Origin of the sequence: Gimesia fumaroli (genome assembly GCF_007754425.1) — a bacterium.
GTDB lineage: Bacteria > Planctomycetota > Planctomycetia > Planctomycetales > Planctomycetaceae > Gimesia > Gimesia fumaroli.
Map to the genome: position 1 here is coordinate 4,030,811 of NZ_CP037452.1, position 13,305 is coordinate 4,044,115.

Annotated in this window: 9 protein-coding genes; all 9 read left to right on the forward strand. The window is 49.3% G+C overall.

The annotated features are described in order from the left end of the window. Positions 1-454: 454 nt before the first annotated feature. The gene (gene leuC / locus Enr17x_RS15390) at positions 455-1,876 is read left to right on the forward strand and encodes a 3-isopropylmalate dehydratase large subunit (protein ID WP_145310188.1); all 1,422 of its coding nucleotides are present in this window, start codon (positions 455-457) and stop codon (positions 1,874-1,876) included. Positions 1,877-1,934: 58 nt separating this feature from the next. Further along, positions 1,935-2,525 carry a 3-isopropylmalate dehydratase small subunit gene (gene leuD / locus Enr17x_RS15395; protein WP_145310190.1) on the forward strand — a complete coding sequence of 197 codons (591 nt, stop codon included), beginning with the start codon at positions 1,935-1,937 and terminating at the stop codon, positions 2,523-2,525. Positions 2,526-2,625: 100 nt separating this feature from the next. Then, positions 2,626-3,732, forward strand: coding sequence for an FAD:protein FMN transferase (locus tag Enr17x_RS15400; protein WP_145310192.1), 1,107 nt, complete (start codon positions 2,626-2,628; stop codon positions 3,730-3,732). A 328-nt stretch (positions 3,733-4,060) separates the two neighbouring features. Next, positions 4,061-5,293, forward strand: a complete 1,233-nt coding sequence (locus tag Enr17x_RS15405) for a hypothetical protein (protein ID WP_145310193.1) — start codon at positions 4,061-4,063, stop codon at positions 5,291-5,293. A 133-nt stretch (positions 5,294-5,426) separates the two neighbouring features. Next, positions 5,427-6,974, forward strand: coding sequence for a Gfo/Idh/MocA family protein (locus Enr17x_RS15410; protein WP_145310195.1), 1,548 nt, complete (start codon positions 5,427-5,429; stop codon positions 6,972-6,974). Between the two features lie 116 nt (positions 6,975-7,090). Then, complete coding sequence (locus tag Enr17x_RS15415; protein WP_145310197.1) at positions 7,091-8,377, forward strand: MFS transporter; 1,287 nt, start codon at positions 7,091-7,093, stop codon at positions 8,375-8,377. Between the two features lie 116 nt (positions 8,378-8,493). After that, positions 8,494-9,303 (forward strand): DUF1573 domain-containing protein, encoded by an 810-nt coding sequence (locus Enr17x_RS15420; protein WP_145310200.1) that lies wholly within the window; start codon positions 8,494-8,496, stop codon positions 9,301-9,303. Between the two features lie 169 nt (positions 9,304-9,472). Next, positions 9,473-11,839, forward strand: coding sequence for a hypothetical protein (locus Enr17x_RS15425; protein ID WP_145310202.1), 2,367 nt, complete (start codon positions 9,473-9,475; stop codon positions 11,837-11,839). A 298-nt stretch (positions 11,840-12,137) separates the two neighbouring features. Then, a complete protein-coding gene (locus Enr17x_RS15430; protein WP_198000591.1) occupies positions 12,138-13,163 on the forward strand; it encodes a tetratricopeptide repeat protein in 1,026 nt (341 codons plus the stop codon). Positions 13,164-13,305: the final 142 nt, after the last annotated feature.

Genomic DNA, 13,305 nt, shown 5'->3' on the forward strand with positions numbered 1-13,305 from the left:
GTTCGCAAAGTGATGATGAGGCAACAACTTGCATCAAGCCGTGGAGTTTAAAAGCTGTCTGAACATTACACAACGGTTCCAGCACACCTTTTTAAAATTCTTGCTCCTTTTACTCCACAAAATTCCTACAATGTTAAACAAATTGCTGACAAATTTGCAATAATGTCATGAGTCATTGCAGTGAGTCTGGTGGATTCTGTGGATTATTTTGAGTCCACGTGATCATTGCCACTGCTTTTTTGGATTTGTCAGGTTTGGATTCCTTATATTAAGCAAGCGAATCGTGTATATTTCCTGGTTGCAATCTTCCCCCCCGGAAGAAACGTGCCCATAAGTACACAGGAACCGTTGACGCTGCCATTGTGTCACACCAACATATCTGGCAATCAAACATCATCGCAGCTGAATTGTCTTCAGTCTGTAAACTACGAGTTGGAACGAAATAAAGAAAAAGATGAGTAACACAAAAAACCTGTTCGATAAAGTTTGGGACTTACACACAGTCAAAACCCTTGATTCTGGCCAGGACCAGTTACTAATTGGTTTACACCTGATTCATGAAGTCACCAGCCCCCAGGCATTTGAAATGCTGCGTGACCGTGATCTGAAAGTCATGTTCCCGGAACGAACCATGGCAACCGTGGATCACATTGTGCCTACACAAAACCAGGCACGTCCGTTCGAAGACAATCTCGCAGAGCAGATGATGTCCGCCATCGAAAAGAACTGTCGAGAGTTTGGCATCACGCTGCTGGATGTCGATGATGTCCGCCAGGGAATCGTCCATGTAGTCGGTCCTGAGCAAGGTCTCACCCAGCCTGGAATGACCATTGTCTGTGGTGACAGCCATACGAGTACGCATGGTGCGTTTGGCTCGATTGCTTTGGGAATCGGAACAAGCCAGGTCGCCCATGTCCTCGCCACACAGACCATGGCACTGGGACGTCCTAATGTACGACAGGTTAAAGTCAACGGCGAATTGGGTCCAGGCGTAACTGCTAAAGATGTAACACTTTACATCATTCGCAAATTAGGCGTTCAAGGTGGCGTTGGCTATGCCTACGAATATGCCGGTGACGTCTTCGACCGCATGTCGATGGAAGAACGAATGACCGTCTGTAACATGAGTATCGAAGGGGGAGCTCGCTGTGGTTACATTAACCCCGACCAGACCACCATCGATTACCTCGAAGGCCGCCCGTTTAGTCCCAAGGGAGCAGCATTCGACAAAGCAGCAGAATGGTGGCTCAGCCTGGCGTCCGGCCCGGATGCCCAGTTTGATGATGTGGTTGAATTCGATGCAGCCGATATCGAACCTACGGTCACTTGGGGAATCACCCCTGCTCAGTCTGTCGGTGTCTCCGAGAATCTGGCTCCCATTTCCAGCTATCCGGAAGACGAGCAAACGTTGATCAAAGAGGCGTTTCGCTATATGGAACTCGAAGAAAACCAGCCGATTAAAGGGCAGAAAATCGATGTTGCTTTCATCGGTTCCTGTACAAACTCACGAATTTCCGACCTCAGAGAAGCAGCGAAAGTCGTTGAAGGACGCCAAGTCTCTGATCACGTTAAAGCGCTGGTTGTGCCTGGTTCACAGCTCGTTCGTAAGCAGGCCATGGAAGAAGGTCTCGATAAAATCTTTATCGATGCCGGCTTTGAATGGCGCGAGGCCGGTTGCTCGATGTGTCTGGCAATGAACCCGGATAAACTGGTCGGGAACGAATTATGTGCCTCATCCAGCAACCGGAATTTCAAAGGCCGACAAGGCAGCCCGACTGGACGAACGCTACTGATGAGCCCCACCATGGTCGCCGCAGCTGCCATCAATGGTTGTGTAACCGATGTACGAGAAATGCTGAGCGCCGTCACGGCTTAAAACCGCTTCACCTGAAACCAATCGCACTATCATAGAATAAAACGACAAAGACAGATCAATGACAAAAATCGAAAGCATCACTGGAACTGGCATCCCACTCTTACTGGATGACATTGATACAGACCGCATCATCCCAGCACGGTTTTTACGTTGCGTTACCTTTGAAGGACTGGGAGAACACGCCTTCGAAGATGATCGCATACAAGACCCGGATCACCCCTTTGATAAACCACAATATCAAAATGCCTCAATCCTGCTTGGTGGCCGTAACTTCGGCTGTGGTTCATCACGCGAACATGCCCCCCAGTCACTGATTCGCTGGGGAATCAAGGCCATTATCGCCGAATCCTATGCTGAAATCTTTTTCGGAAACTGCACTTCACTGGGAGTTCCCGCTGTCTGCGCCCCGCGCGAAACACTGGAAGTCTTGAATCGTGAAATCCAGGACCATCCAGACCAGGAACTCACAGTGGATCTGACTACAATGAAAATCCGCTGCGGCGACCAGGAATTCGATTGCACATTACCCGAAAATGCACGGTCTGCCTTGATTTCAGGTACTTATGACTTCCTGGCACAGTTGTTGAAGAGTGAGTCTGAAATCAAAGAACGGGCTGCGTCCGTGCCTTATTTTACTTCCTTTGCTTGAGCGAACTTAAACCGGCGAAAAAGCAGTCACTTGCCAGGAGCGAGTGACTGTCTGCACCGCAAATACGCTCCGGTAATCTACATGATTTCAAGCTGCGCTTATGTCTGAGAAAAAAACGAACAGCAATCGTCGTGATTTCCTGACGGGTCGCGTTCTAAAACAAGCCGCGGAGCAAGCCGGAGACCAGTTAGCGAACTACCTGAATGACGCGACGGAAGACTTCGCAGCACCGACCGGTGGCTCTACCATTCGCTTGAGCACACGAGCCATGGCAACTGAGTTTGCCGTCGTAATGAACCCCAGCCCTGACCCACAGGTCATGCACGCCTCGGATGCACTGGACATGCTGCATGAGCTCGAGCAGCTCATGACGGTTTACAAAAATGACAGCGAAATGTCGCGTGTGAATTCTACGGCGGCCGCTGGTCCGGTGAGTATGGATCCCCGACTCTTCGAAATTCTTGACCAGGCTCGTCAAATTTGCCTGGATACCGCCGGTAGTTTCGACCCTTCTTCGGGCCCTTTAATCACACTCTGGAGAGAGTGTCGACAGCAGGGACGCATCCCTTCCCAACAGGAAATCGACAACTGCCTTCAACATACCGGCATTGACCAATTTGAATTTGACAATTCCAAACAAACGATTCAATTTCGTTCGCCTGAAAACGAACTCAATCTGGGCGGCATCGGAAAAGGCTATGCCCTCGATATTGCAGGACAGTTTTTGACAGAACAAGAACTGGAAAACTGGCTGTTTTATGGCGGTTTCAGCAGCATTCTCGCCCGAGGCACACATAATCAGCTTCCCGGTTGGCCCATCGGCATCAAAAATCCGCTGTTTACCAACCAGCGTCTGGGGACGGTTTTACTGCAAAATACCTCCATGTCGACCAGTGGATCTTCAGTACAGCATTTTCGCCATGATGGAAAACGCTATGGTCACATTCTGGATCCACGAACTGGCTGGCCGGTCTCAGAATTACTGTCTGTAACGGTTATCGCCCCTCATGCCGCTTTAGCCGATGCACTTTCGACGGCTTTTTACGTAATCGGGATCGAAAAGGCCTTGGAGTATTGCGATAATCATAGTGAAGTCGGTACGATTTTAATTCCACCACCCACCCAAGGTCGAAAACTCTCACCGGTAATTCGCGGAATTCCGAATGAGTTTCTGTTCCTGGATCGCGACCAATTGTTGTCACAATGATTTATCGCTATAAAGGAATATTGAAAGAACGTCTCTGTTCTCGGTGTCGATTCTGCTGCACTTTACCAAGTGTTCCGAACCGATTACTACAGAGTTCAAGTGAGATCTACGCCAGAGACCGTGTTCTTTTAAGACAGGAATCACATAACAAACGTGTTTCTTTCTTGAGTTCTGCTCAACAACAAAACGGCGTTGTGAGATCACGGAGCACAAGACAACTGGAATTGACTTCATGCGGAAACAGCAAGCAGTGAAGCAAGTGTCTCCCGAAAACAGATAAGACGAAACAAAATATTGAAATCCCCTTAAAACAATAAAGGGTTTAAGAGTGAAAGACTTAAAGAAAATCACAGGGATTGCGATCCTGTTCATTGTTGTATTACGACTCAGTATCGGCTGGCAACTGCTGTACGAGGGCCTCTGGAAGATTGACAGCTTAAGCTCTACCAGACCCTGGACGGCAGCCGGCTATCTGAATAATGCCAAAGGTCCGTTCCGCGATCACTTCCGCAGCATGACCGGCGATCCCAATGACTTGAACTGGCTGGACGCAGAAAAAGTTAAAGCCAAGTGGACGGCATGGGAACAACGATTCCTGAATCATTATCCCAATCTGACGGATGCACAAAAATCAAAACTGAATCAAATGGTTCATGGAAGTAAGTATTTCGCAGCGAAACTGAGTGCATTACCGCCTGAAGTCGAATTCAGAGGCAGCCTGGGAGGTGTTGTGAAATATGACCCCAAACGAAAGCTGCTCATCGTAGACGGACAGAAACACTTGACCCCGGCAGAAAAACAACGTCTACAGTCAATGGTGCCTGTCAAAAAAGGTGACAACGGAAAACTGGAAGGCGGAACTGCCCTGGATCGGGAATTTTATGAAGCAGTCGAAAAAGTTTACGCCCGCTCTGCCCGCTTAAGTTATATAGAGAAAATGCAGGCATCACTGAGAGGCAATCCGGAATTGGCCGGCGAAATCAATGTGAAACAGGAAGGCACAATCGACGGCAGACGCATCGGTAAAATTGAACAATACAAGCTTGCCCTGGATCGTTACGAAGAAAAACTGGCGAAGGCGGACCAGGCTTACAAAGTTGATCATCTCAATAAAATCTGGTCGGAAACCCAGCAGATGAAAGCCGACCTTGTCAATCCAATTCGGGCGTTGGAAGATGAAATGGAAACCGAAGCCAATAAGCTCCTCACTCCGGAACAGCTGGCCGCAGGCCCGATCCCTCACGAAGATACCGAAATCCATCGCATCAATATGATGACGATTGCCGCCCTGACGATTCTGGGGGGGTTACTCCTGGTCGGTTTTGGCACCCGAATCGCCGCAATCGCTGCCGCTGGAATGCTGCTCTCATTCTATCTCGTCATGCCACCTTGGCCGGGAGTTCCTGAAGCACCAGGACCTGAACACAGTTTTATCGTTAATAAAAATCTGATCGAAGTCATCGCACTGCTGGCCATTGCTGCCCTGCCAACAGGGACCTGGTTCGGAATTGATGGCCTTGTTTATCGCTTTTTCCACAAAAAGAAAAAAACGACAAAGTAAACTCACTGATTCATCTGAAATTTTCGTAGGAAATGAGGATACATCTAACAAATACCTTGTTTCCCGCCTATAATTGAGTAATTCATTCCTCCCTACCGGAAATCGATACGTGTCGCGTATCAGGAGAAAAAATATGCAATTAACCCCTGAACAGGAACAAATTGGCAAAGACAACTTTAATGAAGCTGTTGCATTTACACGTCGCGATTTTATCACGACCGCAGCTGCTGCAACGACAGGCTTGGGTGCTGCCTATTTTGGGTATGAGAAACTCAAAGGCGAACCAGTCAAAGTAGGTTTCATCGGAACCGGCGATGAAGGCAGCGTACTGATCACACAACATCCGCCTGAATATATGGAAATCGTCGCGATCGCTGATCTGCGTCCCACGAATCGCCACAAAGCATTCCACGGACACGGCAACGAACACCGGGTCGGTCTGATCGAAAAACTGGGGCAGGAAAAAGCATCGAAGATCAAACAGTTTGACGATCATAAAAAACTGATTGCCGCCAAAGATCAACTCGGCCTGGAAGCAGTTGTGATCGCCGTCCCCTTGAGCCAGCATGCTCCCATTGCCATGGCGGCTCTTGACGCCGGTTTGCATGTGCTTTCTGAAAAACTGATGGCACACAATATTACCGAGTGCAAAGAACTCATCAAAAAAGCGCGCGAAAAGAAACTGCTGCTGGCCGTCGGCCACCAGCGTCATTACAGTGTGCTCTATGACAATGCTAACGAGATCGTCAAACGAGGCGAGCTCGGCGACATTCGTCACATCCGCGCTCAATGGCATCGCAATAACAGCTTCCCCGGACGTGACAGCTGGCGCAAGAGCGTCCCTAAAGAAGATGTAGCAGCACTGGAAGAAAAAGTCCAAGAATTCGGTTATGACAACATGGACGAACTCGTTAACTGGCGACTCTACAACAAAACTGGTGGCGGCCTGATGGCCGAACTGGGAAGTCACCAACTCGATGCCTGCAGTATCTTCCTGGGCAAAGTTCATCCCCTGGCCGTTCAAGGTTATGGCGGGAAAAACTTCTACGGTGTCAAAGGAATCGGTTCCAAGGACAAACAGGCAGATGACCGAGAAATCGATGACCACGTTTACGTCACCTTCGAGTTCCCTGGTCCCCACTACGATCCCGAAACGAATCCACGTGATATCTGCATCGTGACCTATTCTTCAATCAATACCAACCGCTGGGAGCCTTACGGTGAGACCGTTCTGGGAAGCCGGGGTACATTGATCATGAAGACAGAAAAGGAAGCACTGCTCTTCAAAGAATCCAGCCCCTCTACTGGTGGCGGTGGTCCAGATCAACGTCTGTGGGTCATCAACTCCAGCGATGGTAGTGGCCCGGTCCTGGATGCCTATGAAACGACCGCACCTTCTGCAGCCGCTTCTGACGTCAACCAGGCAATTGGTGATAAAATCAGCCGCGGGTATACAGAAGAAATGGAACATTTCGCTCACTGTATTCGCACCAACAACTTCAAAGGCCCTTATGAAGGCGGCCTGAAGTGTAACGGAACAGTTGCGATGGCTGATGCCATTATGGCCCTGACTTCCAACCTGGCCATGAAGCACAAAATTCGGATTGAGTTCAAACCAGAATGGTTTGATCCTGATAACCCAGCCACTCCCGAAGATGATTTTGCAGACAAGACGGCTTAATCGTTGTCTATTGTATTCAAAGTCTAATTCGATCATGATTCAGCAATGCCGAGGAAACTCATCCTCGGCATTGTTTCTTTTAGTTACACCCGATCACAAGTTTAAAGGGGACCCACGTGTCGGAAGGACGCAAGGCAGGCCTGTTTCTCATCTTTGTTACTGTCTTTATCGATTTGCTCGGTTTTGGAATCGTTTTACCTCTTCTGCCTCGGTACGGAGAACACTTTGAAGCAGGTGGCGGCACACTGGGACTGCTGATGGCATCGTTTTCTGCGATGCAGTTTATCTTCGCGCCCATCTGGGGACGCATTTCTGACCGCGTCGGCCGTCGTCCGATTCTGATCCTGGGATTATTAGGCTCCACCGTCTTTTACGGCATGTTCGGCTTTGCGACATCACTGGGCAAAGAAGGTATGTTTCTGGGCATTGGCGCTTTGTCGTGGTTGTTCATCACGCGCATTGGTGCCGGAATCGCCGGTGCCACAATTCCCACAGCCCAGGCCTATATCGCAGATATCACTGGACCGAAAGAACGCGGCAAAGGGATGGCGCTCATCGGTGCGGCTTTTGGAATCGGATTTACCTTTGGTCCGTTAATCGGCGCTGCGTTTGTCTCTGCTGAAACCGGCGCGACTCCCAGTGCAGCCCCTGGCTATGTCGCCTGCGTGCTTTCCGGAATGGCCGCCCTGCTCTCCATATTCAAACTGCCGGAGTCACTCAATAAACAATCGGCCGAATTACTAGCGAAACGGCGTCACTGGTTTGATGTCGCCAGCTTTCGGCATGCACTTTCCCGTCCACGCATCGGTTTAATCCTGCTCACCAGTTTTTTAACCACATTTGCGTTTGCCCAGTTTGAATCAACACTCTCCCTGCTGACGCAAGAACTCGGATTTGCGGCCCGCAGCAACTTTTTCATCTTCGCTTACATCGGTTTCATCTTAACGCTCAGCCAGGGATTTCTGGTGAGAAGCTTGATACCCAAAGTCGGCGAATACCGTATGGGTCTGGCTGGGATCGTCTTGATGGTAGCTGGCCTGCTCTTGATCGGAGTAGCCGGTAATTCCGGCTCGTACACTCTGTTGTATGCCGTCCTGCCTATCTCTGTCATCGGATTTTCTGCAACCACTCCCTCTCTACAGTCGCTACTATCTCTGAACACCTCAGAAGACCAGCAAGGGGGCGTCTTAGGAGTCGGACAGAGTATCTCAGCGTTGGCTCGTATCCTTGGTCCACTGGCGGGAATCATTCTGTTTAAAGGAACACAAAACGAGTTCATTCACGGAAGTATCACTTCCCCCTATTGGATAGGTGCGGGTATCATGTTATTCGGATTACTCTTAATGAGTAGCCTGAAATCGAACGCGGGAAATACCGAAGTTTCCTCGACACTGGAAACTTGAGATGTAAAACAGGATGCATCAACAAGACGGTCTTGCTCTAAATACCGTCTTGTGCTAATCATACGCCCTGTTAGAAATTTCAGTCTCCAGATCAATATTTAACGGGCACGGAAGCCATGCGCGATAAAATCACAAAATCAAAATGGACCAGACGCACTCTACTTAGTCTAGCTATTTTGCCGTTCGCGATTGCTATCATCACACACGGAACTGGTTCTCGCGTTCAAACATCACTCGCCGGGAAACCGAAACCCGCTCTGGCATTTGAAACGTATCTGGTAGATACCGGTCTGGTGAAAGAAACAGCGCGTACGGTTGGTGCCCGCTTTCGCTTCAAAAATCTCAGCGACCAGACTGTTACGGTCAAAGAACTCATCCCCAGTTGTGGCTGTCTGAATCCGCAACTGGATAAGAAAGTATATGCTCCGAATGAAGTCGGAGAGTTTCAGCTGAAAATGGAAACCGCCGGAGAATCTCCCGGCCAGAAAGAGTACTTTGTTGATTTTCGCTATGAGGATACTCAGGAACGAACAACCAGACTGACACTGAAACTGGAACTTCCCATTCGCAGGCTCGTGGTAAAACCCAAAGCGCTGGTCATTTACCAATTCACACCAGGTCGTACAATTCACCCGATAACGGTCTCCGACTATCGATCCGGTAAAGGTTTTGAAATCGTCAGCGTAAAAAGCACTTCCAAATACGCTAAAGTAGAGCTCGGCAAGTTAGAACAGAAAGACGGACTGCGTCAACAAAAGCTGGAAGTGATTGTGGAAGACGTTGTCCCCCCGGGAAAACATAATGGTCTGATTGTCATCAAGACAAACGACATCGACTTCCCCGAACTCTATGTCCCACTGATCATCCAGGGGCCGGAGCAGCAAGCGGCTCAAAAAAACAAGCCTACCTCTCCCAAAGCCAACTGAGTGCCTAAACATCAACACTCACGTGACTTGTGTCGCATCCGAACAGATTTATTCTGGCATTTTTTAAAATTCGGAGACATTTTCTGTACGGAATTCAGCCTGTTGGGGCACTAACTATGGTAGAGGCCGTTTTTCTCGGATTCCTATACTATAAAGACGATGGTGCCCCATGCGTTTAACTCTGCGAACCTTGATTGCTTATCTTGATGATGTCCTTGAACCAACTCAAATCAAAGAGATTGGTCAGAAGTTAGAAGAAAGCAGCTATGCATCCTCGCTTGTTGAACGAATTAAAGATGTTCTGCGCAGACGTCGCCTGACAGCCCCTGAAGTAGAAGGCCCCGGCTCCAGCCCCGACCCGAATTCGATTGCCGAATATCTGGACAACACGCTGTCACCAGAAAGCGTGGCCGACGTAGAAAAAATCTGCTTGAATTCGGATGTAAACCTGGTTGAAGTAGCAGCCTCGCATCAAATCCTGACATTGGTTCTGGGAGAACCAGCGACCATCAACCCAAACACAAGAGACCGCATCTATGCACTGGGCCCGGTTTCTGTTGACCACAGCCTGGCCCCTCCGAGTGAAACAGATCAGAGTACTGTGCCGTCAGAATCATTCGAACAGACTGCGCAAACGCCTCTTAAAGCTACCGGCACGGCGAGCCAACAGACCATACCAGCAAATGACGTCGAACCATTTTCTTCTCGCATCCCGGATTACCTGAAAACCAAACCACTCTGGAAACGCTTTACCCCCTACTTTCTGGTCCTGCTTGCCGGTGTTGTCTGGGCAGGCCTCTTCTTTGGAGACGAAACATTTTTCCCAGACCTTTTCTCAGGGCGTGACACTCAATCACAACAAGCAAACAACCTTCCCGAAAATCAGGAAGTCGATCTTGCCGCTGTCAACAAACAAACCGGCCCCGCAACTCAACCTGAGACGGTAGAACCAGCGGCTCCAGAGCTGCCAGAAGAACAACCGATAGCCAAACCCACTAATGCTAAGACGGAACCGAAGGGCGAGGCTCTTGCCATGAATACCAAACCGCCAGCATTCGATGCACCACCACCAGCCGACGCGGAAAATGGTGCGGCTTCAAAAGTCGTTCCCGCAGAACCACCAGTCGCAAATCTGCTACCAGCAACTCCCCCAGCAACACAAAATGGAAAAACACCAGAAACGCCGTCTCCGACGACAACGGCTCCCGATAATAAAACAGTCGCCATGACGACAGCCAGCGAGAAACCCAAAGAATCACAACCACCAAAAATTGAGTTGGCAGATGCCGCCTTACAAGCACCAGCCGCTCAAATTGAGTCAGAAGATGGTTTTTTTCTGGCCAGCGTTGATAAAAAACACGAACTGGCAGACAAAAATGACTGGGTCATCCTTTCCAAGGTCAGTCCAATTCAGGTCGACTCAACAGTCGCATCCCCGGAACCATTCACTGCACGAATTAATATTCCTCAGGCTTTCTGTAAAGTGGTACTCCTTCCAGGCACCGCAGTCACGTATATCGGAAAAAATAAAGCAGCCGAAATGGGGTTTCAAATTCAGGAAGGCCGACTCCGAATTGAAGCATCGCGAGGTTTGAATGATGCAAAAGATGCCGCAGGTCCTACGTTATCAATCAAAGTAAACGACGAACTCTGGCGAATTGAACTCGTCACCAGGGACAGCGTATGCGGTATTGAAATTGATCCTGTCCAGCCAACCAAACCAGATGAAACGCTCGGCTCTGCTAATTATACGGGCACTCTTTACACCTATTCCGGAATGATACGCTTCTCTGATGGAAAAGGGAAAGTACATACCATCGACGCTGGCCAGTGGATGTCGCTCTCAGCGAAAGATCGCGCTGCCGGCATGATCAATCCGTCCCATAAATCCAAACCGCTACGTGTTCCCCACTGGGTCGAACCGGACTATAAAGACAATTCATATCTTTCACGTCGCCTGACTGCTTCGTTTGTCAAAGAACTCAACGACGACCAACTCGTCTCACTGACAATGCCTGCCATCACAAAAGATTTGAAGCCCAACATTTCCGACCTGGCAACCAAATCACTGGCACTAACCAATCGTTATCAGGAACTGGTTAAAGTCCTTGATGAAGTAGACCACCACGAATCTCGCATTGCTGCCATCAACGGTATCCGAAACTGGCTGCCACGAGATCCGAAAAACGGGGACTTACTGAAAGAAGCATTACAAAAGCAGTTTTCCCCCGCATTGGCTGAAATTATGGAGCGGCTGTTATGGGGATTCCAGTCCGAAGACGCTCAGGATCGATTCATCTCAGGCAGACTTGTCGAATGGCTGGAGCACAATCACGTTGCGGTCCGAGAACTGGCCTTCAACTATATCAATCAACTGACAGGCCGCGAGATCGATTATTCTGCGATTGCCACACCAACACAACGACGCGCCACAGCCCGACGCTGGTTTTCTCATATCGAAAAACATGGCGCCTTGGTCGAGCCCAAAGAAGGCCTGCCTGCTCCCCCAGCCAAGCCTGTAACCCCTCCGCAATAGAGCCACGCCTATCCTGCGTGGCCCTGAGGTAGTGGATGATTAAATTCGCTCTATGTCTCATTATAGAATAAGCTTAGCCACTCCATCATTTTTTAATTCACAACAGAATTTCAGCGAAAAACTTCAAATTCCTCTTGCTGCAATTTTAGAGGATTGATATCTTCCCCCACACACACCTCATTCTCATTTCAAAATAAAAACAAATCATCAACTCAAAACTCTCCAAACCATTTTCCGGCAGCATAAACTTCAGCAACGGATTCTGAAGACATGCTTACAAACCATGGAGATGTGCACGATGCACTCAACTCGGATCAAACTTTCATTTATCAGCAACTTCGCCGTTTTATTTTCTCTAGGCATACTGGGATTTACCGGATGCAATTCAATGCATGGTGTCGCCAGTAATGAAATGGGAAATGGATACTACCAGCGTGGTGAATATGCTCAGGCACATGCCGCGTTCACCCGTGCCATTGCCGACAATCCTGGCAATCCAGACTATGTCCACAATCTGGCCGTGGTTATGGAAAAAGAAGGAGATCTGGCAGGTGCCGAACAGACCTACCGCAACGCATTACGCCTTGACCCCTCGCATCAACCTTCTCACCACGGATTGGCCGAGTTAATGATCAGTCAAGGTCGTCAACAGGAAGCAGCACAGCACATCACGGCATGGCGGGACACTCAACCTTATATCGCAGAATCGCATCTCGAAATGGCTTGGATGCTCGAGCAGTCAGGGGATCTTTCTGGAGCCGAACAGTCGCTGAAAGCCGCCTCGAACGTCGACCCCAATCATCCTAAAGTGCTTGCACATTTAGGTCAGGTGTATCAGCAATCCGGTCGCTCAGACGAAGCACTGGCCATGTATAAACAATCCTTGAATTCGGAATGGTACCAGCCACAGGTCCAGTCGCGGATTGCTTCCATTAAAAAACCATATTCAACGACCAGCCCACAAAATCGCATTGTAGCAAAAGGCTGGGAGCATGGGCCGGTAGGCAATGGTAATAGTCTGTTCCGTTACCAGACTCGCACAGCCCAGGCCAGCTATACACACCCCCTGCCCACATACACCAACGGCGGCTCAACAGGTACTATCGCTATGATGAATGCCCCACAGATGAGCCATGCGTCCGCATTATCCAGTCAATCAATGGCGTCTCAACCAATGCTGGTCGCTCCTGGTGTGGCAGGTCAGCCGGTTCAACTGGGAGTCCCGGCGATGGCGGCTTCTCCTGAACCGATCAATGTCGACCCGGCTCATTACCCTTCCGAACAACCGGCTACAGCCGGTGCTCCCGTAGTACAACCCTACTAAAACAAGCCAAATCAACGCAGACGAGACGAGGTTGATGTCATAGTAAACCTCCAGAGAAATCTGGAAGATTGCTTAAAAATCAACCGAACAGTAACCCCTGCGATCACAGCACAATGTTCAAAAAGAGGAAACAGGATTCCCC